The organism is Rhodoblastus acidophilus (genome assembly GCF_900187365.1).
Classification (GTDB): domain Bacteria; phylum Pseudomonadota; class Alphaproteobacteria; order Rhizobiales; family Beijerinckiaceae; genus Rhodoblastus; species Rhodoblastus acidophilus.
Window position 1 is genome coordinate 1058423 of record NZ_FYDG01000001.1, and the last position, 23214, is coordinate 1081636.

The 23214-nt window shown below is 66.7% G+C and carries 18 protein-coding genes; 15 read left to right on the top strand and 3 right to left on the bottom strand.

Annotated elements, in window-relative coordinates; translation table 11 throughout:
* Positions 1-102: 102 nt before the first annotated feature.
* The gene (locus CFB24_RS04530) at positions 103-2403 is read right to left on the bottom strand and encodes a Wzz/FepE/Etk N-terminal domain-containing protein (protein ID WP_088519331.1); all 2301 of its coding nucleotides are present in this window, start codon (positions 2401-2403) and stop codon (positions 103-105) included.
* Between the two features lie 369 nt (positions 2404-2772).
* On the opposite strand from CFB24_RS04530, the gene CFB24_RS04535 reads away from it, so the two are divergent.
* Complete coding sequence (locus tag CFB24_RS04535) at positions 2773-3936, top strand: hypothetical protein (protein WP_244593173.1); 1164 nt, start codon at positions 2773-2775, stop codon at positions 3934-3936.
* A gap of 3 nt (positions 3937-3939) precedes the next feature.
* On the opposite strand, the gene CFB24_RS04540 is transcribed toward CFB24_RS04535, so the two are convergent.
* Positions 3940-4845, bottom strand: a complete 906-nt coding sequence (locus tag CFB24_RS04540; RefSeq protein ID WP_088519332.1) for a glycosyltransferase family 2 protein — start codon at positions 4843-4845, stop codon at positions 3940-3942.
* A 203-nt stretch (positions 4846-5048) separates the two neighbouring features.
* Here CFB24_RS04540 and CFB24_RS04545 point away from each other — a divergent pair, with 203 nt between their 5' ends.
* From CFB24_RS04545 to CFB24_RS04585, 9 genes are all read left to right on the top strand, one after another.
* A complete protein-coding gene (locus tag CFB24_RS04545) occupies positions 5049-5813 on the top strand; it encodes a WecB/TagA/CpsF family glycosyltransferase (protein WP_088519333.1) in 765 nt (254 codons plus the stop codon).
* 2 nt (positions 5814-5815) lie between these two features.
* Positions 5816-6931, top strand: coding sequence for a non-hydrolyzing UDP-N-acetylglucosamine 2-epimerase (gene wecB, locus CFB24_RS04550; protein ID WP_088519334.1), 1116 nt, complete (start codon positions 5816-5818; stop codon positions 6929-6931).
* A complete protein-coding gene (gene wecC, locus CFB24_RS04555) occupies positions 6924-8216 on the top strand; it encodes a UDP-N-acetyl-D-mannosamine dehydrogenase (RefSeq protein ID WP_088519335.1) in 1293 nt (430 codons plus the stop codon). The genes wecB and wecC overlap by 8 nt, the downstream gene beginning before the upstream one ends.
* 20 nt (positions 8217-8236) lie before the next feature.
* The gene (locus CFB24_RS04560) at positions 8237-9298 is read left to right on the top strand and encodes a Gfo/Idh/MocA family protein (protein WP_088519537.1); all 1062 of its coding nucleotides are present in this window, start codon (positions 8237-8239) and stop codon (positions 9296-9298) included.
* A gap of 2 nt (positions 9299-9300) precedes the next feature.
* The gene (locus tag CFB24_RS04565) at positions 9301-10767 is read left to right on the top strand and encodes an oligosaccharide flippase family protein (protein ID WP_088519538.1); all 1467 of its coding nucleotides are present in this window, start codon (positions 9301-9303) and stop codon (positions 10765-10767) included.
* A gap of 17 nt (positions 10768-10784) precedes the next feature.
* Positions 10785-11288 (top strand): acyltransferase, encoded by a 504-nt coding sequence (locus tag CFB24_RS04570; RefSeq protein WP_088519336.1) that lies wholly within the window; start codon positions 10785-10787, stop codon positions 11286-11288.
* Positions 11289-11414: 126 nt separating this feature from the next.
* Positions 11415-12518, top strand: coding sequence for a DegT/DnrJ/EryC1/StrS family aminotransferase (locus CFB24_RS04575; RefSeq protein WP_088519337.1), 1104 nt, complete (start codon positions 11415-11417; stop codon positions 12516-12518).
* Between the two features lie 40 nt (positions 12519-12558).
* A complete protein-coding gene (locus tag CFB24_RS04580; RefSeq protein ID WP_170068151.1) occupies positions 12559-13551 on the top strand; it encodes an NAD-dependent epimerase/dehydratase family protein in 993 nt (330 codons plus the stop codon).
* Positions 13548-14690, top strand: coding sequence for a DegT/DnrJ/EryC1/StrS family aminotransferase (locus tag CFB24_RS04585; protein WP_088519339.1), 1143 nt, complete (start codon positions 13548-13550; stop codon positions 14688-14690). The genes CFB24_RS04580 and CFB24_RS04585 overlap by 4 nt, the downstream gene beginning before the upstream one ends.
* A gap of 4 nt (positions 14691-14694) precedes the next feature.
* On the opposite strand, the gene CFB24_RS04590 is transcribed toward CFB24_RS04585, so the two are convergent.
* Positions 14695-15942: a glycosyltransferase family 4 protein gene (locus tag CFB24_RS04590; RefSeq protein WP_088519340.1), complete on the bottom strand. Its 1248-nt coding sequence runs from the start codon at positions 15940-15942 to the stop codon at positions 14695-14697.
* A gap of 155 nt (positions 15943-16097) precedes the next feature.
* Here CFB24_RS04590 and CFB24_RS04595 point away from each other — a divergent pair, with 155 nt between their 5' ends.
* The 5 genes from CFB24_RS04595 to CFB24_RS04615 all read left to right on the top strand — a co-directional run bounded on the left by CFB24_RS04595 (position 16098) and on the right by CFB24_RS04615 (position 23134).
* Complete coding sequence (locus CFB24_RS04595) at positions 16098-17600, top strand: class I SAM-dependent methyltransferase (protein ID WP_088519341.1); 1503 nt, start codon at positions 16098-16100, stop codon at positions 17598-17600.
* Positions 17597-18910 (top strand): O-antigen ligase family protein, encoded by a 1314-nt coding sequence (locus CFB24_RS04600; RefSeq protein ID WP_104469649.1) that lies wholly within the window; start codon positions 17597-17599, stop codon positions 18908-18910. Before CFB24_RS04595 ends, CFB24_RS04600 begins: the two co-directional genes overlap by 4 nt.
* 116 nt (positions 18911-19026) lie before the next feature.
* Entirely contained in the window at positions 19027-20055 is a 1029-nt protein-coding gene (locus CFB24_RS04605; RefSeq protein WP_088519343.1) for a glycosyltransferase family 2 protein, read from the top strand.
* Positions 20052-20855, top strand: a complete 804-nt coding sequence (locus CFB24_RS04610; protein WP_141098350.1) for a right-handed parallel beta-helix repeat-containing protein — start codon at positions 20052-20054, stop codon at positions 20853-20855. The genes CFB24_RS04605 and CFB24_RS04610 overlap by 4 nt, the downstream gene beginning before the upstream one ends.
* Before the next feature lie 986 nt (positions 20856-21841).
* Positions 21842-23134, top strand: coding sequence for an Ig-like domain-containing protein (locus tag CFB24_RS04615; RefSeq protein WP_088519345.1), 1293 nt, complete (start codon positions 21842-21844; stop codon positions 23132-23134).
* Positions 23135-23214 lie beyond the last annotated feature (80 nt).

The window sequence follows — 23214 nt, forward strand, 5'->3', positions numbered from 1 at the left end:
TAATCCGCTCAATTTGAATTCCGCCCCAAAATGTTGCGCTTACGCAACAATCCTTATGGTCAAGCCAAAGCTTAATTGGCGACAGGCCCGGGTGTGTTCTGCTCACGATCCACGGTCATCGGCGGTCGTGTAGCGTGCGAAGTATCGCTCGTCATAATAATCCGCGCAGACCCTGTCATAATGTGACATCCGCTTGACGTCGGTCTTGTTGAGCACGGCGCCGACCATATTGTCGTAAATGTTGGGCGCTTCGTGCAGGGCGCGCCGCACCACCTCGATTTTCGTGCGCCCCCATTCCACCACCAGCAAATGGCAATCGATGAACGACGCCGTCGCGCGCGCGTCGACCACCGGCGCTAGCGGCGGAAGATCGACGATGACATAGTCGAATGAGTCGCGCAGTCGCTGGAACAGTTTCGCCGTCGCCTCCGACGCCAGTAGTTCGGTGCTGTGGAACAGCGGTCGCCGCCGCACCATCGGCAGCACGGCGAAGGGGGTGCGCGGGTCGCGCCACAGCGCGTCCTCGAACCGCTGGCCGTAAATCACCTCGATCAGGCCGCAGCGCGCCTCCGGCGTCAACTGCGCCGACAGCGAGGGATGCCGCAGGTCGCAATCGACCAGCACGACCGAGCGGCCGCCATGGGCGATCAGCCGGGCCAGCGACGCGGCGATGGTGGTCTTGCCCTCGTTTGGCAGGGCCGAGGTGACGCCGATCACCCGGTTGGGGGTTTTTGTCGGGTTGAGGTCGATCCCGATCTTGGCCGAACGGATGGTCTCGGCGAAGCGCGACAAGGGCATGCCGACCACGGTGGAATCGATGGTCTGCACATTCGCCAGGGCGCGCTCCGGCGGATTGGCCTCGACCCGAGCATCGCCCCCCGGCCGCGGCGCGTCCATCAGCGGCACGACCGAGAAGCAGGGCAGATGCAGCGCGGCCTCGATCTGTCCGGGCGTGCGGAACACGCTGTCGCGCAGGTCGCGCAGCAACCCCAGCCCCAGCCCGAGCGCGAGGCCGCCCAGCGCCCCGAGCGCCAGAACGATCTTGCTCTTCGGCTTGCTCTTGCTGTCCGGCGGCAGCGCCGGATAGATCACGCGCGCTTCGGTGATCGGAAAGGTTTCCTGCTGGACCGCGCCCATATAGCGCTGTTGGAAGGTTTCATAGACGGCGCGATAGCTCTTGGCGCGGCTCTCCAGCTCGCGCAAGGCGACTTCCGCCGATGTGGCGGAGCGCGACGACGCCAGGGCCGCCTTATAGAGCTTCTCCATCTCCTGCTGCCGCTTCACCGCGATCTCGTAATCGTTGCGGCTGGTTTCGGCGAGCCGGCGGGCCTCGTCGCGGATCGAATTGCGCAATTCGCGCATGCGGGCGCGCAGGTCCTTGACCGCCTGATGATTTTCGCCATAGCGATTCGTCCACTCGCTGTCGCGCCGTTGCAGCTCCAGCAGTTCGACGCGCAGCGTGTTGATCACGGGGCTGGCGAGGGCGTCGGACACGGTCGCGCCGATCAGTTCGGCCGAAGGATTGGCCGGCGTGTCCGCGCGCAGCAGCGCCTCGTAGCGGTTCAGCCGCGCCAGCGCGTCGGAGGCCTGGGCCCGCGCGGCGACGATGCGCGCGTTGAAGTCGGCGAGCTGCTGCTCATCGATGGGCTTGCCGCCGCTGGACACGATATTGTTGCGCATCCTGTAGGCGTCGACCGCCTGCTCCTCGCGCCGCGCCTGATCGCCGAGGTCGCGCAGCCGGTCCTGCAGCCAGGCCGTGGCGCTGCGGCTCGCCTCGAACTTGGTGTTCATCTGCTCCTTGATGTAGGCGGCGGCCGCCGCATTGACGACTTCGGCCGCGCGCTCGGGCGAACGCGAACTATAGGCGATCTCGATGATATTGCTCATGCCGAGGCGGCGCGCCTGCAGGCGGAACAGGAAGGCGTCGATCAACCCCTCGGGCGGATCCTCGTTGATGCGGTCGCGCTCCGCTTCATCGGTCGGCGCGCTGCGGCTGGACAGGCGCCCAATCATGTCGCCGAGTCCGGTCGGCCCTTCGAAATCCGGATCGTCCGCCAGCTTGAGCTGCCGGATGACGGCGATGGCCACCGCGGTCGACTTCACCAGCTGCAAATGGGTTTCGATCTCGGGCACGTCGAAGGCGGATTCCGCCAGCGGCGATTCCTGCTTCACGAAGGCCGCTTTCGGGTTCTTGAGCAGAACCTGGGTCTGCGCGGTAAAGGTGGGCGGCGTGACGCCGAGATAGCCGACCGCCAGCGCCAGCGCCACGACGAAGGCGGCGACGATCACGCGATATTGCCGACGCAGCAGCCCGGTCGCGAAGGCGATGATTTCGTTGACGCCGCCTTCGGAGTCGGAAAAAGGCGAGGCTTTCTCCGACCGCGGCCCGTTGCTCTGAAGCATGAGAAGCTCTCCAGCTTGGCGCGTTCCGGCGTCGTCCGCGCGGAAGCCCGGCCCCGACGGGGACCGTAACCTGATTTAAATCAGCATACCTATTAAAATAATCGCTGTCCAACTTAAATGAGGCCTCATGGGAAACCCTCCCTTAATCCGCCCGAGATTCAATCACCCACTCCCCTGTTTACACTAATAATTTCACACAGCCATTCCGCAAACCGGCGTCCCCCGCGCATTGGCGCTTGACGGACCTGTTTCAAATATTTTTAATCCGCACCAGTCATTAAATCCAACCGTCGGACTGAAAACGCGGCCATTCAAACCGTCCGAAACCATCTCCCTGGACAAGATCCCCGAAACGGAAGGCGCATTGCGATGAAAATCTCTCCCGTGGATTTGACCGGCGCCCAACCGACGCAGCCCGAAGACGTCGCGCGCGCGTCCCGCCTGACGGCCTACGCGCTCGCCGGCCTGGAGAAATGCTGGCTGCCCGAACACGGGCGCTGGTCGCACATCCATCATCTCGACGGCCGCGCGACGCCCAATGAATCGCGGCCGCACAGCGACGTTTTCTACACGCTCAACGTCCTGCTCGGCCTTTCGCGCGCCCGAAGCCGCCTGCCCTACGCCGATACGGCGGAGGTTTTCACGCGCAATGCGCGCGAGCTGACGCGCCTGCCGGTGCGCGACTACGCGTTTGGCATGGCGCTGTGGGCAAGCGCCGAACTCGGCGTGGCGCCGCCGGAAGAAACCGCGCTCGCCATCCGAACCTTGCTGTCGGATGAAGCGGCCTGGCGGCGTTTCCATGCGCAGGATCTCGGCCTGCTGCTCACCGGCGTCGCCGCGCAGGTCCGCGCCGGCGACACGCAATGGCGCCCGTTCGCCGCGCCGCTGTTCCACTACTTGCAGCAGCGCTTCCAGGGCGGCTCCGCCCTGTTCTGCGATACGCCCGCCGGGCTGCGGCGGCGCTTCGCCTCCTTCGCCACGCAAATCTACCTGGCGCTCGCCTGCTACCACTACGGCGAGCTGACCGGCGAGAGCGCCGCCACCGACATGGCCTCGGCCTGCGTCGCCAAACTGATCGCGCTGCAAGGCCCGCGCGGCGAATGGCCCTGGTTCTACGACGCCGTCTCCGGCCGCGTTCTCGATTTCTACGAGGTTTACAGCGTCCATCAGTACGGCATGGCGCCGGCGCTGCTGGAATGGGCCGAACGCAAGGGCGTTCCCGGCGCGCGCGAGGCGCTCGTGCTCGGCTTCGACTGGGCGCTGGGCGAGAACCAGCTCGGGCGCTGCATGTTGCAGCCGGGCGGCCTCAGCATCCGCTCGCAAATCCGCAAGGGCGAGCGCGACAGCAAGGCGCCGCGCATGGCGCGCGCGATCGCCAACGCGCTGCTGGGACGCCATGGCGGCCTGATCGCCCCCGCGCAGGTCGAGCTGCGGCTGGAATGTCGCAGCTATGAGCTGGGCTGGCTGCTGTGGTCGTTCGGCGCCCGCGCCGATCTGCCCGAACTGACCGGACACGCCGCCTTCGCAGCTTAACCTTCAGCGGTTCCACACGACGGCGCCGTTGCGGCGCAACAGCGACAGCATGGTCGCGGCGCGATGCGCGCGCACGGCGCTCATCACCGCGACGGCCTTGCCGCGCGCGGCGAGACCCTCGATCCGGTCGCTGGTCATCACCGTGACAAAGCCCGCGACCGGCGAGGCCAGCACCAGCAGCGCGCGCAAAACCCAGCGCAGCCGCCAGCCCCGCTCCTGTTCAGCCATGCGCCGGTAATGGGCGATCTGGCGGTCCCATTTGGCGTAAAGCTCCCGCATGGTGGCGCGCGCGGGGTGAAACACCACCATATCGGGCGCATAGCGGAAGCGCAGCCCGGCCGCGCCGGCGCGTTTGCCCCAGTCCATGTCCTCCGCGATCTCAATCCCGCCGAACGGTCCGACGCGGTCGAAATCAGCGCGATGCAGCGCCAGATTGCCTGTGCCGGCATAGCCCTGCTTTTCGATATAATGCTTGAACCGATAGGCGAACACGCTCTCATAAGCCTCAATCGCATTGGCGCGCCGCGCCTGCGCCCGCCAGATGCGCACGTCGCCGCCCAGGACCACCCCCGGTCCCGCCGCCGCCAGCCCCGCCGCGATATTGCGCAGCCAGTCGGGATGCGCCCGGCAGTCGGCGTCGATGAAGGCCAACGTCTCGCCCCGCGCCGCCGCCACGCCGGCGTTGCGCGCCAGCCCCGGCCCGGGCCGGCTCTCGTGCAGCAGGCGCGCGCCGGGGTGGGCGGCCACCACCTCATCCGGCGGCGTGGCAGAGCCATTGTCGACCACGATCACCTCGAACCGGTCGCGCGGCAGCGACTGCGCCGCAAGGCTCGCCAGACAGGCGCCCAGCGCATCCGGCTGATTCAAATGCGGGATGACGACGGAGATAATTCCTCGATTTAAAACCATTCCCAACCCCCATTTTCATCATCGCCCAAAAACCCCAGGCGATCACAGTTTCGCGAGCCGCAAGGCCTTCACCATGCGAGTGATATTTAAATCATTCTGACTTGCGTTTAAATACCATTTGATTATGATCCGGCCCGTTAAATTAAATAGATGCGGCGAAGCTCGCCGGTCTGGCGAACCGGCCGAGGCGGAAGGAAATACCGATGCGCGCGTCGTTTCTGGGATGTCCGATTGATCTTCTTTCCATGGAGGAAACCGTCGAGCTTGCGCGGCGCGCCATGCGCGACGGGCGCCGCCTGCAGCATGTCGCGCTCAATGTCGCCAAGCTGGTGAACATGCGCACCGATCCGACGCTGGCCGCCGATGTCGTCAACAGCGACGTCGTCGGCGTCGACGGCATGGGCATCCTCTGGGGCGCGCGGGCGCTCGGCCTGCCGGTGAAATCCCGCGTCGCCGGCGTCGATCTGTTGAACGAACTGCTCGCCCTCTGCGCGCGGGAAGGGTTCAAGCCCTATTTCCTCGGCGCCGCGCCCGATGTCGTGCGGCGCGCCGCCGCCCGCGCCCAGGCGCGTCATCCCGGCCTGCGGTTCGCCGGCGTGCGCGACGGCTATTTTTCGCGCGAGCAGGAGGCCGGCGTGGTGCGCGACATTCGCGAGAGCGGCGCGCATTGCCTGTTCATCGGCATGCCCACGCCGCGCAAGGAGCGGTTTCTGGCGGCGCATCGCGACGAGTTCGGCGCGCCCTTCGTCATGGGCGTCGGCGGTTCGTTCGACGTGCTCGCCGGCGCGGTGCGCCGCGCGCCGAAAGCCGTGCAGCGGCTCGGGCTGGAATGGCTGTACCGCGTCTATCAGGAGCCGCGCCGCATGGCGTGGCGCTACGCAAGAACCAACGCGCTGTTCGCGGGCATTCTGGCGCAGGCGCTGGTGCGCCGGCGCCTGGGCGCCGCCAGCGAACCGGCGGGAGGCTGACCGTGAAACAGCGCATTCTCGTTCTGCTGGGCACCCGGCCCGAAGCCATCAAACTGTTTCCCGTCATCCGGCGCCTCAAGGCCGAACAGGTCGGCGTCACCGTCTGCGCCACCGCCCAGCATCGGCAGATGCTCGACCAGGTGCTGAAGCTCGCCAAGGTCGTTCCGGATTTCGATCTGAACGTGATGACGCCCAACCAGACCCTCGACAATCTGTCGGCGCGCCTGCTCTACGACATCGGCGCGGTGATGGAGCGGGTGAAGCCGACGCGGGTCGTGGTGCAGGGCGACACCGCGACGGCCATGACCGGCGCGCTCGCCGCGTATTATCATCGCATCCCCGTCTCCCATGTCGAAGCGGGCCTGCGCAGCGGCGACATTTACGCCCCCTTCCCCGAAGAGGTGAACCGCAAGATCGTCGGCTCCATCGCCGACCAGCATTTCGCGCCCACCGAACGCGCCGCGCGCGCGCTGCTCGCCGAAAACGTGCCGCAGGCGCGCATCCACGTCACCGGCAACACCGTGGTGGACGCGCTGATTCTCGCCAAGACCATGGTCGAGGAGGACCCCTGGATGGCGCGGCGCTGGGACGACATCAAGCAGCGCCACGGCAACCGCCGCCTTATTCTGGTGACCTGCCATCGCCGCGAGAATTTCGGCGGCGGCGTGCAAAACATTGTGAACGCGCTGGAGACGATCCTCAATCGCGAGGACGTCGCCGTGGTGCTGCCGGTCCATCCCAATCCCAATGTGCGCGACATCTTCTCCGCGCGTTTCGCCAACCATCCGCGCGTCGTGCTGATCTCGCCGCAGGAATACACCGATTTCGTCAGCCTGCTGTCGATGGCCTATCTCGTGCTGACCGATTCCGGCGGCGTGCAGGAGGAGGCGCCGACCTTCGGCAAGCCGGTGCTGGTGATGCGCGAAACCACCGAGCGGCCCGAGGGCGTGGAGGCCGGAACCGCGCGCCTGGTCGGCGCCGATTACGACCGCATCGTCGGCGAGACGTTTCGGTTGCTCGACGACGACGCGACCTATGCGGCCATGGCGCGGTCGCACAATCCGTTCGGCGACGGCCACGCCAGCGAACGCATAGTGAAGGTGCTGCTCGATGCATGAATTTCAGAAAGTCTCGATGATCGGCCTTGGCTATATCGGCCTGCCCACGGCGGCGCTGATCGCCAGCCGCGGCATGCAGGTGCTCGGGGTGGACACCAAGGAGGAGGTGGTGAAAACCGTCGCCGCCGGAACCATCCACATTTCCGAGCCGGACCTCGACGGCCTCGTGTCGAAAGTGGTGTCGAGCGGCGCGCTGCGAACCTCGACCAAACCCGAGCCGGCCGATGTGTTCATGATCGCGGTGCCCACCCCGATCGACCGCGACAACCGGCCCGATCTCTCCATGGTGCGCGCCGCCGTGGACAGCATCACGGATGTTCTGGAGCCCGGCAATCTCGTCATTCTCGAATCGACCTCGCCGATCGGCACGACCGAGGGAATCGCGACGCAGATCCTGGAGCGGCGGCCGGATCTGCATGTCGGCGCCAACGGCAAAACGAACGGAAACGGCCAAACCAATGGTCACGCCAATTCCACCATCAATGTCGCCTATTGTCCCGAGCGCGTGCTGCCGGGGAAAATTCTCACCGAACTCATCAACAACGACCGCTGCATCGGCGGCGTCACGCCGGCCTGCACGCGCCGCGCCCAGCGCTTCTACAAGAGTTTTGTGCGCGGCGCCTGCGTGGCGACGACCGCGCGCGCGGCCGAATTGGTCAAGCTGACGGAGAACGCCTATCGCGACGCCAACATCGCCTTCGCCAACGAATTGTCGATGATCTGCGACCGCTTCGACATCAACGTCTGGGAAGTGATCGACCTCGCCAACCGCCACCCCCGCGTAAATGTGCTGCGGCCCGGCCCCGGCGTCGGCGGCCATTGCATCGCGGTCGATCCCTGGTTCATCATCGATTCCGCGCCGGATCTCGCGCGCGTGATGCGCATGAGCCGCGAGGTGAACCTCGACAAGACGCAAAAAATCATCGAGCAGGCCGAAGCCCTGATCGAGGATCATCCCTACGCCAACGTCGCCTGCTGCGGCCTCGCCTTCAAGGCCAATATCGACGATTTGCGCGAAAGCCCGGCCATGGAGGTCGCGCGTCATCTGGCCGCCAAATACGGCTCGCGCATCAAGATCGTCGAACCGAACCTGCGGAGGCCGCACCCGGAACTCGCCGCGCTGGGCGTCGAGTTCATGACCATCGACGAAGCGATCCATTGTTGCGAGATCGCCGTTCTGCTCGTCGATCACGACGAGTTCAAAATGGTTCCGCTGGCGGAGCGGCGCCATCTCGACGTCATCGACACCCGCGGCGTCTGGCAGGACATGCCCGCGCGCGCCTGACCCCCAGAAGGAGAAGCATGATGCGAAGCAGCCAGCTCGGGGTTGGCGTGGTCGGCTACGGCTACTGGGGCCCGAATCTCGTGCGCAATTTCGCCGCCAGCGCGGCGGCGCGCGTCGTCGCCGTGTGCGACCGCGATCCCCTGCGGCTCGCCGCGCTGTCGCGCCATCATCCCGACGTGAGCGCGACCTCGCGCTTCGAGGATCTGCTGGAAGATTCCAGCGTCGAAGCCATCGCCGTGGCGACGCCCGCGCATACCCATTACGAGCTGGCGCTGGCGGCGTTGAAGGCGGGCAAGCATGTGCTGGTGGAGAAGCCGCTGGCGCCCACCGCCGATCTCGTCCGCCGCCTGATCGACGAAGCGGAGCGGCGCCGCCTGACGCTGATGGTCGACCACACGTTCCTCTACACGCCCTCGGTGCGCAAGATCAGCGAACTGGTGCGGCGCGGCGAGATCGGCGACGTGTATTATTACGACAGCACGCGGGTGAGTCTCGGCCTGTTCCAGAGCGACGTCAGCGTGATCTGGGATCTTGCGGTCCACGATCTCTCGATCATCGACCACATCATCGACGAGCGGCCGGTCGCGGTCTCGGCCACCGGCTCGCGCCATGTCGACGGCTCGCCGGAAAACATGGCGCATCTCACCCTGTTCTTCGACAGCTCCTGCGTCGCGCATGTGAACGTCAACTGGCTGTCTCCGGTCAAGGTGCGCAAGACCCTGATCGGCGGCAGCAAGAAGATGATCGTTTACGACGACATGGAGCCGACCGAAAAAATCAAGGTCTACGACAAGGGCGTCACCGTCGATGGTTCGCCGGAAAAGGCCCACCAGCTTCGCATCGGCTATCGCGCCGGCGACATGTGGGCGCCGCATGTGCCAGCCAAGGAGGCGCTGGCGAGCGAGGTCGAGCATTTCGTCGATTGCGTGCGCAACGGCGCGGCGCCGCTGTGCGACGCGGCGTCGGGCTTGCGGGTCGTCGAGATTCTCGAAGCGGCGACGCGCTCCATCGCCGGCCAGGGCCAGCCGGTGAGGCTCGGAAGCTTCCCGGCCGCGCACAGGCCGCGCAGGGCGACGGCGTGAGCATGGATCTGGTGCGGCGCTCGCTGCTGCTGTCGGCGTCCGAGCGTTACGCGAGCCTCGTCATTCTGTTCCTGTCCACGGCGGCGCTGGCGCGGCTGCTGACGCCCGAGCAATTCGGCGTCTATGCGGTCGTGGGCGCGATCACCACGGTGATCTCGGTGTCCACGCAGGAGTTTGGCGGCGCCAATTACATCATTCAGAAGACGGCGCTCGCGGACATTCACGTGCGCACCGCCTTCACCATCACGCTCGCGCTGTCTGTCGCGATGGGGCTTGCGCTCTGGCTGGCGGCGGGCGCGCTGGGATCGGCGTTCGGCGTGACCGGCGTGGCGGATGGCGTGCGGATCGCGGCGCTCGGCTTCGCGGCCACGCCGTTCGCGACCATCGCCTCCGCGCTGCTACGGCGCGAGCTGATGTTCGGCGCGCTCTCGATCGGCAATCTCGCCGGCAATGTCTGCAACGCCGCCACCTCGATCACGCTGGCGCTGAAGGGCCACGGCTTTCTCGCGCCGATCTGGGGCCAGGTCGCCGGCGCCGCCGCGCAGGCGATCTGTCTCGTGACAGCCCGCAACGCCCTCGGCCTGTTCAAGCCCTCGCTGGCGGGGCGCGGCGACGTCATCCATTTCGGGCTGATTTCCAGCGGCGTCGCGCTGATCAATCTGGCCTACGCCACGGCGCCGAATTTCTTTCTGGCGCGCATGGGGTTCGACGCGGTCGGCCTCTACAGCCGCGCGATGACCATCACGCAATTGTTCGACAAACTGGTGATCCAGGCGCTCGGGCCCGTCGTGCTGCCGGCCTTCGCCTCGCAGTCGCGCGCCGGCGCCGAACTCGGGCCGCTCTATCTGCGCGCGCTGTCGCTGCTGGCGGCGCTGCAATGGCCGTTCCTGCTCAGCGTCGCGCTGCTGGCGGAGCCGATCATCACGCTGTGGCTCGGCCCGTCCTGGCTGGGCGCGGCGCCGCTGGTGCGGTTGCTCTGCCTGGGCTCGCTCGCGTTGTTCGGCGCCTGCCTGACCTATCCGGTTCTGGTCGCGACCGGCCATGTCCGGGATGCGCTGACCTGCTCGCTGATCTCGCTGCCGCCCTCGCTCGCGGCGCTCTACGCCGCCAGCTTTTTCAGCGTCGATGAGGTGGCCGCGACCTGCCTGCTGACCCTGCCGTTTCAGGCGGCGGTGGCGCTGCATTTCGTCGGGCGCCGCCTTGGGCTCAGGCTGCGCGACATCGCTGCGGCGCTGCGCGAGAGCGCGGTGGTGGCCGCCTGCTGCGGCGTCGCCGCCGCCGCCGGCGCCGCCGCGATCCGCGCCGGCTGGTTCGGCCCCGCGCTCGGCCTCGCGTTCAGCGGCGCGCTGATCGCTGCGGCGGGACTGGCCGGGCTCGCCGCCACCCATCATCCCCTGCTGTCCGCCTTGAAGGCGGCGGCGGAGGACCGCCGCGCGCTGCGGCGCCCCGCAGCGCCTGTTTCCCATTGAGTTCTGGAGGAAATGCCATGCCTGTCGCCAAGGATGTTCGGCTCGGCCGCGACGTGCGGATTTTTTATCCCGATCTGGTCAATCTTTACGGCTGCAGCATCGGCGACGACACGCGGATCGGCACGTTTGTCGAAATCCAGGCCGGCGTCCGCATTGGCGCGCGCTGCAAGATTTCCTCGCACAGCTTTCTGTGCGAGGGCGTGACCCTCGAAGACGAGGTGTTCATCGGCCATGGCGTGATGTTCACCAACGACAAATATCCGCGCGCGACCACCGCTTCGGGCCGGTTGCAGGCGGCCGAGGACTGGACCTGCGCCTCGGTGCGCGTCGGCCGCCGCGCCTCCATCGGATCGAACGCCACCATCCTCGGCGGCGTCACCATCGGCGCCGGCGCGATTGTCGGCGCCGGCGCGGTCGTGACCCGCGACGTGCCCGATGGCGCCATCGTCGCCGGCGTCCCCGCGCGGATCGCCTCGCCGCTGCAGACGCGCGATGTCGAGGAAACGCAATCGACGGGGTGACGCTCTGTTCAGCAACTTTCGAACTTATGCGGAATTTAATTTCAATCTCTGATTTTATATGATTTAATTTAAGTGCAAAACTGATTTGAAGCAGACCTATCCACGTGATGGAAATGGGAGTTTTCGATGATCCCCTTCCTGGATTTAAAATCTCAGTACCAGCAGATCAAATCGGAGATCGACGCGGCCGTGCTCGGCGTGCTCGACAGCGGCGCCTATGTGATGGGGCCGCAGGTCGAGGCGTTCGAACGGCGTTTCGCCGCCTGGTGCGGCGCGCCGCATTGCCTGGCGGTCAACAGCGGCACCTCGGCGCTGCATCTGGCGCTGCTGGCGGCGGGCGTCGGCCCCGGCGACGAGGTCGTCACGGTGTCCATGACCTTTGTCGCGACCGCCGCCGCCATCCGCTATTGCGGCGCGCGTCCCGTCTTTGTCGATGTCGATCCGGTCACCTGGACGATGGACCCAGCCCACATCGCCAAAGCGATCACGCCGCGCACAAAAGCGATCCTGCCGGTGCATCTTCACGGCCTGATGGCGGACATGGACCCGATCATGGAGATCGCGCGCCGCCATTCGCTGGTGGTGATCGAGGACGCCGCGCAGGCCCATGGCGCCGAATACAAGGGCCGCCGCGCCGGGACGATCGGCGATCTCGGCTGTTTCAGCTTCTATCCCGGCAAGAACCTCGGGGCCTATGGCGAGGGCGGCGCGGTGACCACCGCGCGGCCGGACCTCGCGCACAAAATCGCGCTGCTGCGCGACTGGGGGCAGGAGCAGAAATACCACCACGTCCTCGCCGGCTACAATTATCGCATGGACGCGATTCAGGGCGCGATCCTGAACGTCAAGATGGACCACATCGACGCGTGGACGCGCGCGCGGCGCGCCATCGCCGGCATGTACGACAAGCTGCTGGCGCCGCTCGGGCGTCCGGCGCCGCCGGAGGATCGCCGCCACGTCTATCACGTCTACGCCGTGCGGCTGGCGCAGCGCGACGCGATGCTGCAGGCGTTCCGCGACGAGGGCGTCGGCGCCGGCGTGCATTATCCCGTGCCCGTCCACTTGCAGGAAGCCTATCGCGACCCGGATTTCCCGGCGGGTTCGCTGCCGAGGACCGAGCGTCTCGCCGCCGAATTCCTGTCGTTGCCGGTCTATCCGGAATTGCAGCCCGAACAATTGCTTGGGGTGGCGCGGCTGCTGAAGAAACTCACCCTGGCCGCCGCCGAATAGGCGCCGGCGTCATTTGAAAGAGGAGAGGGCCGTGGCTGATCTGAAAGGCAAGCGCATACTGGTCACCGGAGGCGCGGGTTTCGTCGGCTCCCATATCGTCGATCTGTTATGCGACGAGGGCTGCATCGAAATCGTCGCGCTCGACAACATGGTCAGGGGGCGCCCCGAGAACCTCAAACGCGCGCTGGCGCGCGGCCCGGTGCGGCTGGTCGAGGGCGACATCCGCGACGCCCGGCTGATGGAATCGCTGGTGCGATCCTCCGACATCGTGTTACACCAGGCGGCGCTGCGCATCACCCATTGCGCCGCCGAACCGCGCCTGGCGATGGAAGTGATGGCGCAGGCGACCTTCGACCTGCTGGAGCTGTGCGTCGCCCATCATGTCGAAAAGCTGATCGCCGCCTCCTCGGCTTCGGTCTATGGGCTGGCCGAGGAATTCCCCACCACCGAGCGCCAGAACCCCTACGCCAACCGCACCCTTTATGGCGCGGCGAAGGTGTTCAACGAGGGACTCTTTCGCGCCTTCAACGACATGTACGGGCTTGATTATGTCGCCTTCCGCTATTTCAACGTCTATGGCGAGCGCATGGACATCCACGGCCGCTACACCGAGGTGCTGATCCGCTGGATGGAGCGTCTCGAGGCCGGCCTGCCGCCGATCATTTTCGGCGACGGACAGCAGACCATGGATTTCGTTCACGTCCGCGACGTGGCGCGCGCCAATATTCTCGGCGCCAAAGCCAAGGCCAGCGACGAAGTGTTCAACGTCGCCAGCGGAACCGAAACCAGCCTGCGGCAACTGGCGGAGGCGCTGGCCGCCGCTATGGGCCGGCGCGGCCTGACGCCGGAATGCGCGCCGGAGCGTTCGATCAACCCCGTGCCGCGCCGTCTCGCCTCGACCGGCAAGGCCGAACGCCTGCTCGGTTTCCGCGCCACCACATCGCTCGACAAGGGGCTGTCCGAGTTGGTCAAGTGGTGGCGGGCCGAGCGCCCCGCCGCGGTCGCGGTCGAGCGTCAGGCGGTGGCGTCGTGATCCCGATCGCGCTGCCGCTGCTCGACGAAGCCGAAGCCGAAGCCGCCCACGCCGCCGTGCTGTCGGGCTGGGTGTCGCAAGGGCCGCAGGTGGAGGCGTTTGAGCGCGAATTCGCCGCGCTGGTCGGCGCCCCCCACGCCTGCGCGGTGAGCAATTGCACCAGCGCCCTGCACCTCGCCCTGAAGGCGCTGGACGTGGGGCCGGGCGACGAGGTGATCACCGTCAGCCATTCCTTCATCGCCACCGCCAATTGCATCCGCTATTGCGGCGCGCGGCCGGTGTTCGTCGACATCGGCGCGGAGGGCTACAACATCGACCCCGAACGCGTCGCGGCGGCGATCACGCCGCGCACGCGCGCCATCGTCGCCGTGCATCAGATGGGCATGCCCTGCGACCTCGCGGCGCTGGTCGAGATCGCCGACCGGGGCGGCCTCGCCCTGGTCGAGGACGCCGCCTGCGCCGCCGGCAGCCAGATCAACATCGACGGAGACTGGGAGCCGATCGGCCGCCCGCGCGGCGACATCGCCTGCTTCTCGTTTCACCCGCGCAAGGTCATCACCACCGGCGAGGGCGGCATGATCACCACGCGCGATCCCGCGCTCGACCGGCGCTTCCGGCTGCTGCGCCAGCATGGCATGAGCGCGCCGGACACGGTGCGCCACGCTTCGCCCACGGTGATCTTCGAGGATTACCTCATGGTCGGCTTCAACTACCGCATGACCGACATCCAGGCGGCGATCGGCCGCGGCCAGCTGAAGCGGCTGCCCGAACTGGTGGCGCGCCGGCGGACCCTGGCCGCGCGCTATGGCGAAATGCTCGCTCCGCTCGGCCTCGGCCTGCCGGGCGAACCGGCCTGGGCGCGCTCCAACTGGCAAAGCTATTGCGTGCGCCTGCCCGACGAGGTCGATCAGCGCGAGGTGATGCAGCGGATGCTCGACAGGGGCGTCGCCACCCGGCGCGGCATCATGTGCGCGCATCGCGAGGCGCCTTTCGCCAATGGCGCGGCGCGCGCCGACCTGCGCCTGTCCGAGCGCGCGCAGGACCGCTGCATCCTGCTGCCGCTCTACGCGCAAATGAGCGAGGACGACCAGCGCCATGTCGCGGCGGCGCTGAAGGCGGAGCTGCGCCTTCAGGCCTGAGCCGTCAGCGGCGCAGGACGGCGGCCACCGCCGCCAGCGCGTTGGTGTCGTCCACCGCGACCGTCCCGCGCCAGCGCTGCACCTTGCGGCGCAACTTGCTCGCCGCCAGCAGGCTCAGGCTGCGGGCGAGATCGGCGGCGAGCGGCGCGGGCGCGATCCGCTCCGCCATCGCGGCCAGATATTCCTGCTCCTGCAACGCGGCGGCGCGGTCCAGGCTGAACCGCTCGACGACAAGCTGGCGGGCGAAAGCCCCGAGCGTGCGCCGCGCCTCCTCCGAGCGCGCCAGCGCCTCCAGCGCCCGGCTCAACGCGGGCGCGCCCGCCCCCAGCGAACCCGGCCCCAGCCCGTACCAGCCCTGCCGCAGAAACAGCGGCGCGGTCGCTGGCGCGAGCGTCTCGACGAAGCCCTGCTCGCCCACCACCACGAGCGGCTTGCCGTAAGCCATGCCGCGCAAGGCCGAGCCGCCCTGTCCGACCACGATGTCGGCGCCCGCATAGGCCGGCGAGGGATCGGCGATCTCGCCGGCGAGCGTCACGACCTCACGGCCGCAGGCGGCGTTGGCGCGCGCCGCGCGCGCCGCCACCGTCTCGCGCGACCTGCCGTCTCCGACAATCGCCAACCTGATCCTGCCGCCCGCCGCCGCGAGGTCGGCGACGGCGTCGCAAGCCGCAAGCAAACCTTCCAGCTTCAATTCCGGCACGAGACGGCACACCATGACGACGACGATGTCGTCGGGCCGCGCGCCGAGCCGCGCGCGAAAATCGCCGCCGTCCGCGCCGGGGTGATCGGCGCGCGTGTCCACCGGCGGCTCCAGCAGCGCCACCCGCCGGTGGCCCTGCGCCAGAGCGGACTTGCGGATCTGCGCGGCGCCGACCGCCAGCGGCGGCAGGTGCGGCAGGAACGGCGCGACCGACATGGCCATCACCGTGCCGGTCACCGCGACGCGCCGCGAAAACCCCACCGCGAGCAGGGCTTCGATGATCGGCGGCCATTCGTAGCCGTGGACGACGTCGATGCGCCGCCGCGCCGCCAGCCGGCGCAACGCGAGAATGGCCGAAGGCGAGGGACGGCTGCGTTCGAGGGGAAGGGCGACATGCTCCAGCCCCAGCGCGCGCACCCGCGCCACCAGCGGCCCCGGTTCGGACAGGACGATCACCTCATGTCCGCGATCGCGCACCGCGCCAGCCAGCTGGATCGCGTTGATCTGCGATCCGCCCAGCTCCATCGCGTGCGGGTAAACCAGGATCCTCATGCGCCGGCGCCTCCAAATTAAAAACCATTGTATTTAAACTGCGGGCATATAATATCAGAATTAAATTATAAATCGGCATTATTCAATCGCCGAGTCATCGGGAAAGCCGGGGGGCGGGCCGTCCCGCCCCTGGCGCGCAGGACATTGGACGGAGCATGGAAGACAACGGAAACTACGGCGGGCCTGTCGCCGAGCTTTGCGAAACCGTTCCGAGCCGCCGGCGCGACATCGGCGTCGCAAAGGCGCTGGTCGCGATCGCCAGCTATGGCTCGGGCAACGACGCTTATCTCAAGCGCATGATCGCGGAATACCGGTCGCTGCCGTTCGATGTGGACATTGTCGTGCTCTCCAACATCGACAAAACGCTCGGCCCGGGCGTGGAGACCCGCGTCGGCTTGCCGTCGAGAAACCCGTGGTCCCTGCCCTTCGCGCACAAGCCGCTGTTTGCGGAACGGGCGTCGGCCTACGATCTGTTCATCTATTCGGAGGACGACATCCTGATCGGAGCGCGCGCCATCGCCGCCTTCCTTGAGGTCGCGCCGCTGTTGCGCGACGACGAGATCGCCGGCTTCCTGCGCTTCGAAACAACCCCGGACGGACGGCGGACCTATCCCGACGCGCACGGGCGGTACCATTGGGACCCGACCTCGGTTCGCACGCGCGGGCCGCTCACCCTCGCCCGCTTCACCAACGACCACGCCGCCTGCTACATGCTGACCCGGGCGCAGCTCGGGCGCGCGCTGGCCTCCGGCGGCTTCGCGGTCAAGCCCCATGCGGACCGCTACGATCTGCTGTGCACCGCCGCCACCGACCCGTATACGCAATGCGGTTTCGCCAAGCTGATTCCGATTTCCCGCCTCGACGATTTCACCGTCCACCACATGTCCAACAAATACGCCGGCAAGGTCGGCGTCGACGAGACGGAAATGCGGAGGCAGCTCGCCGCGCTCGCCGACATCGCGCGCGGCCGGCGCCCGCCGCTGCGCCTGCTCGACGCCGAAACCCGCCTGCCGGAAGGCGTCTATTCCCGCGATTTCTATGAGCCGGCGGCGCCGGAAATCCTCCGCCTCGTTCCCCCGCAGGCGGCGCGCATTCTCTCGGTCGGCTGCGCCAGCGGCGCGACCGAAATCGCGCTGGCGCGGGCCGGCGTCGCGGTGACCGCCGCGCCGATGGATCCGGTGAGCAGCCGCGCCGCCGCCGAGGCCGGGGTGGAGATGTGCGACGCCGATCTGGCGACGGCGCCGCGCCGCCTCGCCGGCCGGCGCTTCGACGCGCTGCTGATGCTGAACCTGCTGCATCTCACGCCCGATCCCGTCGCGGCGCTGACGGCGTTCCGCGCGCTGCTGGCGCCTGGCGCCCCGGTCATCCTGAGCTGCCCCAACATGGCCAGCCTGCCCGCCGCCCTGCGCCAGATCCGGATCCGGCGCCTGGAGACGCCGCTGGGTTTCGAGAAATCCGGCGCGCATTTCACCTCGGCTGGCCAGGTCGCGCGGTGGTGCCGGCAAGCGGGCCTGACGCTGGAGACCGCCCGCTTCATTCCGCACCCCCGGCTGGCGTCCTATGATGGCCGCATTCCGCGGATCGCCCAACCCTGGCTCGCCGCCGACATCATCGCCGTCGCCCGGCGCGCGGCGGCCGAAACGCGGGAGCGGGCGTGAACGCAAGCCGCAGCCTGGCGCCCGAGGCGCCCCTCGCCGCCGCATGGCCCGCCCCCGCGCGTTCGCGCTCGGACGCCGAGGCCGGCCCGCGTCGCCTGATGGTGAACGCGCTGGTGTTGATGGGCCTGGTGATTCCAGGCTGGGAGGCGCAGGTCCACGTCGCCGGCGCCAAAATGACGGCCGGACGTCTCGGCGTCACCCTGTTGGTCATCCCCGCCCTCGTCCTGCTGTTCCGGCGCGGACGTCGCTTGATGGCCGCCGATCTCGCCGCCTTGCTGACAGCTTTATGGATGATCGGCGCCGCGGCGTCGGTCGGCGGTTTTGGCGAGCTGGCCTCGCCGGCGGCGGAAAGTCTGCAATTCCTGTTCGGCTATCTGGTGGGCCGGGCGTTCTATTTCGCGCCGGCCACGCTCGACGCCTTCATGCGGATCTTGCTGGGGCTGACCTTCGCCATGGTGGCGATCGCCATCGCGGAACGCCTCACCAACCGCTGGCTGGCGCACGACGCGGCGGCGGCGCTGTTCGGCGGATCGGCGCTGACGCCGGTCTCGCGCGACGGCGCCATACGCGCGACGGCGACGCTCGACCATCCCATCCAGTTCGGCGTGTTCTGCGCGCTCGTCAACGCCCTCGTCCTGCTGTGGGCGCGCAACGGCGCGCAGCGCGCGGCGCTGTCGCTGCTGTGCCTTGTCGGCTGCCTGACGTCGCAATCCTCGGCGGCGCTGATGGCGTTCGCGCTCGGCTCGGCCGCCTATGCCTATGACCGCCTGCTGCCGAATCTGACCGCGCGCTGGCGGCTGTTCTGGGGCCTGGTCGGCGCCGCGCTGTGCGTCCTGTTCGTTCTGGTCGAACATCCGATCGGCTGGATCGTCTCCCACCTCACGCTCGACCCGGAAAGCGGCTTTTTCCGCATGATCATCTGGGATCGCGCCCTCGCGAAAATCGACGAGAATCCCCTCACCGGCTATGCCTTCAACCTGTTGAACGATCCCATTCTCGACTCCACCGTCGATTGCGTCTGGCTGGTCGAGGCCCTGCGCTACGGCGCGCCCGCCATCCTCCTGCTGGCCTGGGCGAATATTGCGGCGGTGTGGCCCGCGCGGCGGCGCGGGTTCGAGGACGACGACGCGGCGGCCGTGACCGACCGGCGCCTCAATCTCGGCTTCGCCATCGTGCTGCTTCTGTTCATGTTCAGCAGCATCACCGTGCATTTCTGGAACTACATGTGGATTTTCTGGGCGCTGTGCATCGGCATCAAGGCGTCGCTGCGCGAGCGGCTCATCGCCCGCGCGCCGCCGCCCCCGGCGTGAGCGGCCGGCTTCGCGGCGCCCCGCACGACGGCGGCATTTAAATAATCTTGCATTTCACACCGGCGCGCGCAATAAATTGCTAATTAAATAACGAAAACGACGAGGACCGGCGATTCATGACAGGCTTGGCCGCCAAATGCGCGGAGACGGCGGTTTTGATCGTCGGCTACAACAACGCCGAGGACATCCTGCATTGCCTCGCCGCCCTTTCGCGCGCCGCCGCCTCGCCCCGGTTCAACATCTTCATCTGCGAAAACGGCGGCCGCGCCGCCTATGACCAGCTGACCGGCCGGTTGGTCGCGGAGGGCCTGTGCATCGACATCGGGCCGATCGAAGCCTCCGCGCCCTTTGTGGAGGCCCGGCGCCTGATCCTGCGCGATCGCGACGCCGCCGTCACCCTCGGCTGCGCCCGGTCCAATCTCGGCTATGGCGGCGGCGTCAACGCCTGGCTGCGCCCGCTGATGAATCGCGAGGGCTGGAAGGGCGCGTGGATTCTCAACCCGGACGCCGAACCGGCGCCGGACGCGCTCGCCGCGCTGGTCGCGCGCGCTGAAACCGGCGGCAAGGGCATGGTGGGCAGCACCATTCTCGAAGCCGGCAGCGCGGAGGTGATCCGGTTCCGCGGCGGGCTGTGCTGGCGAAAATTGTCAACCCGATGCGTCGCGCTCGGACTGGGCGACCGGCTCGACGCCGCCTTCGATCTCGCCGCCATCGAAGGGGCGATGGACAGCCCGTCGGGCGCCTCGATGTATGTGACGCGGCGCTGCATCGAGCAGATCGGTCTGATGGACGACGCCTATTTCCTGTTTTTCGAGGATCTCGACTGGGGCGTCCGCGCCAAAAAACTCGGCCTCGGCTACGCAAGCGCCTCCGTCGTCGCCCACAAGCGCGGCACGACCACGGGGTCGGCGGAGCGCGGCCAGGGCCTGTCCAAGCTCGCCGTTTACCTGCAGCATCGCAACGCCATTCATTTCGTGCGCCGGCACTATCCCTGGAGCCTGCCGGTTCGGGTCGCCCTGTCGCTGGCCTTCGCCCTGCGCTTTCTGCTCAGGCGCGCGCCAGACAGTTGCATGGCGGCGCTGGCGGGCGCGGCGGCGGGCCTGCGCGGCGAATGGGGCGCGCCCGACTGGAGCCGCCCGCGATGAGGCGGCGGCTCGCCAGGCTGGGGGCGTCTTTTGCGGCGGCGCTGGCCGCGTCCGGCGCGCAGGCGGCCGATCGCGCGCCGTGGCCCGACGCCGCCAACACCGGCCCGCCCCCCGGCCTCGCGCTGAAACCCTCGGGCGAACTGATCGTCACCGAACCCGGCGCGGTGATCTCGGGCCTCGACATTCGCGGCATGGTCACAGTCAAGGCGCCCAATATCACCATCGTCAATTGCCGGATCGCGGCGGCGCGTTTCAGCGTGGCGCAAATCCCGGCCGATGTGACGGGAACGACGGTGAAGACGTCAGAAATCGACGGCGTCGGCCACGACAACGCCGGATCGAACGGCATCAACGGCCAGGGAACCTTCGTCGGCAATAACATTCACCATGTCGAAAACGGCGTCAACGTCACCGGGCCTTCGCTGATCCGCGACAATTACATCCACGACCTCCGCGCGTCCGGCACGCCGCATTACGACGGAATCCAGATCGACGGCGGCCATGACGTCGCAATCCTGCACAACACGATCATCAACGACCATGCGCAGACCTCGGCGGTGATGATCGACAATTATTTCTCTCCCGTGTCCAACATTCGCGTCGACGGCAACGTGCTCATGGGCGGCGGCTACACGGTTTACAGCTCCGACGGTTTCAAGAACGGGCCGGTCTCCGGCGTGTCCTTCACCAACAACCGAATGGGGACGGGACATTGGGGCTATCGCAGCATCGAGGGCAACACCCCGGAATGGCGCGGCAATGTCGACGTCAGGACCGGCGCCGACCTCGGCGCGCGCTAAACCCGACGCGCGCGGCGCAGGACGCGAATCCCGCACAATCAGCCTGACGCCGGCGGAGCCGCACGGAACGGCGCATCCCTTATCGGCATAAGCTCAGAGCGCTTTGTCGCGGCCGCGCCAATGCAGAGACGCCCGCCGTCCGCATGAGCCGCGCGTCCGCAAATAGTCCGCGCCGATCCTTCATCTCGCCTCAATATTCCAAAAGACCTCATAAATATTCAATCCCCGATTCCGACGCGAACACCGGGCGCGGCGAACGCTCGACTTGCGGGCGCCTCTTTTTTAACAATTTAAACTAACATTTTCTTTGGAATCCCACACGTAATTTTAGATTATTTAATGCGCTCTAGGTGTCTAATTTATCAAGTATAAATCGTCGGGCGTGCGCGGATTGTAAAAAAAGCTAACAATTTGTTTACAAGCGATCTTTAAATAAAAACTGTTCAATTTTTCCGTGAACTGCATAATGGGGCGGCTTGAAGGTGAATCACTGCGGTTTTATTCATCCTCTTCAGGGCGCGGCGCGACAATGAATAGAGGCTTTTCATGTGAGAGAAAAAAGCCGGGCGAAAAAAAACGGTTTTTCGCGGTCGGACGACCACGCGCTCGCCCCGCCGCACCTTCGCAAAAATAATCTACTTTTCAGACTGTTACGCCAGCACGCGCCTGAAATTTCACCGGGATGGAATTGAATTTTGGCGCGACGTGCAGTGAAATGACCTCATCCGGGCCGTGGTTGCGTCACAAAAACGCCTGTCCTTCCAACGCATCTTCGCAACGCCAACTTGGCCTTACGTCTGTTTCAAAACCACATCAAATAGCCTGAAACTACTAAGAATACACCAAACCGACAGGAACGTTCTCTTGGCAACCACAGCTTCCACACCGGATATCCGGACGCGACCAACACCGGCGTTCCCGCTGGCGTCACGCTCACATCCAGCGGCGACATCATCGTCACCAAGGCCGGTACGGTCATCACCGGCATGAACATCAGCGGGACGGTATATGTCTATACGCCCAACGTGACGATCAGCCATTGCAAGATCACCAGCGCGAATTTCGCCGTGGTCCAGATCGCCGGGGGCGTCACCGGAACGACCGTAAAGAATTGCGAGATCAACGGAACCGACGCCCACAACGACGGCTCCCACGGCATCAACGGTCAGGGAACCTTCGTCGGCAACAACATCTACAATGTCGAGAACGGCATCAATGTCACCGGGCCGTCGACCATTCAGGACAATTACATCCACGATCTCAAAGCCTCAGGCGAGCCGCACTCCGACGGCATCCAGATCGATGGCGGCGTGTCCAACACAGTCGTCATCCACAACACCATCATCAATGCGCACGAACAGACCGCGGCGGTGATGATGGACAACGATTTCGGCGCCGTCTCCAACATCAAGGTGGACAGCAACATCCTTTCGGGCGGCGGCTACACGGTTTGCGACGACGCCCACTTCAACGGCAGCGACGTCACCGGCGTCTCCTTCACCAACAATCACATGGAATCCGGCCGTTGGGGCTACACCGATTTCAACGCCGACACGCCGGTCTATAGCGGCAATGTCAACGACGGCGCCGCCCTGATCGCCAAGCTCAACACGCCCGCCAACACCGGCTCGGGATCGACGGGAACAACCACGCCGAGGGGGTCGACCGGCGGCGAGACGCCCCCGACGGATTCAGGCTCGGGCGCAGGCACAGGCACGGGCACAGACTCCGGTTCGCACACGACGCCCGGCTCGACCCCGGCCACACGGCTCGGCCGCCAAGGCGCATGTGTCGACATCACCGACCTATCCGCCGGCGGCTGGGCCCACGCCGCGACGATCAACGGCGTCACCGACGCCAACAGCCATATCAACATTTTCGACGGCAAGACCCAGAACGGATCGGCCACCACGGATTCCGAGGGACACTGGACCTTCAAGACCGCCCCGCTGTCCAACGCCGCCCACACGTTCACCGCGACGGAGGTGGACAATTCCGGCCATGTCGCCGCCAAGAGTTCGGGCGCGGCGACGCTGGGAACGCGCGGCCACGATACGCTGACGAGCACGTCCGGAGCCGATGTCTTTCCTCGGCAGCGGCCATCCCGACACCTTCGTGTTCGCCTCGCATTTCGGCCACGACGTCATCAACGACTTCGCCGCGACGGGATGGCGGCACGACACGATCCAGTTCAGCGCGTCCGAATTCGCCGATTTCGCCAGCGTGCTCTCGCACGCCCAACAGGTGGGATCCGATGTGCTGATCTCCTCGGGGCATGACCAGCTGACCCTCAAGCACACCAGCCTCGGCGCCCTCAGCGCCCACGACTTCCATTTCGCCTGACGCCGCGGCGACGGCG

Bases quoted from the DNA above. Each gene is read 5' to 3' on its own strand.
- CFB24_RS04530 (WP_088519331.1), bottom strand. From the start codon at position 2,403: ATGCTTCAGAGCAACGGGCCGCGGTCGGAGAAAGCCTCGCCTTTTTCC.
- CFB24_RS04535 (WP_244593173.1), top strand. From the start codon at position 2,773: ATGAAAATCTCTCCCGTGGATTTGACCGGCGCCCAACCGACGCAGCCC.
- CFB24_RS04540 (WP_088519332.1), bottom strand. From the start codon at position 4,845: ATGGTTTTAAATCGAGGAATTATCTCCGTCGTCATCCCGCATTTGAAT.
- CFB24_RS04545 (WP_088519333.1), top strand. From the start codon at position 5,049: ATGCGCGCGTCGTTTCTGGGATGTCCGATTGATCTTCTTTCCATGGAG.
- wecC (WP_088519335.1), top strand. From the start codon at position 6,924: ATGCATGAATTTCAGAAAGTCTCGATGATCGGCCTTGGCTATATCGGC.
- CFB24_RS04560 (WP_088519537.1), top strand. From the start codon at position 8,237: ATGCGAAGCAGCCAGCTCGGGGTTGGCGTGGTCGGCTACGGCTACTGG.
- CFB24_RS04565 (WP_088519538.1), top strand. From the start codon at position 9,301: ATGGATCTGGTGCGGCGCTCGCTGCTGCTGTCGGCGTCCGAGCGTTAC.
- CFB24_RS04570 (WP_088519336.1), top strand. From the start codon at position 10,785: ATGCCTGTCGCCAAGGATGTTCGGCTCGGCCGCGACGTGCGGATTTTT.
- CFB24_RS04575 (WP_088519337.1), top strand. From the start codon at position 11,415: ATGATCCCCTTCCTGGATTTAAAATCTCAGTACCAGCAGATCAAATCG.
- CFB24_RS04590 (WP_088519340.1), bottom strand. From the start codon at position 15,942: ATGAGGATCCTGGTTTACCCGCACGCGATGGAGCTGGGCGGATCGCAG.
- CFB24_RS04595 (WP_088519341.1), top strand. From the start codon at position 16,098: ATGGAAGACAACGGAAACTACGGCGGGCCTGTCGCCGAGCTTTGCGAA.
- CFB24_RS04605 (WP_088519343.1), top strand. From the start codon at position 19,027: ATGACAGGCTTGGCCGCCAAATGCGCGGAGACGGCGGTTTTGATCGTC.
- CFB24_RS04610 (WP_141098350.1), top strand. From the start codon at position 20,052: ATGAGGCGGCGGCTCGCCAGGCTGGGGGCGTCTTTTGCGGCGGCGCTG.
- CFB24_RS04615 (WP_088519345.1), top strand. From the start codon at position 21,842: ATGAACATCAGCGGGACGGTATATGTCTATACGCCCAACGTGACGATC.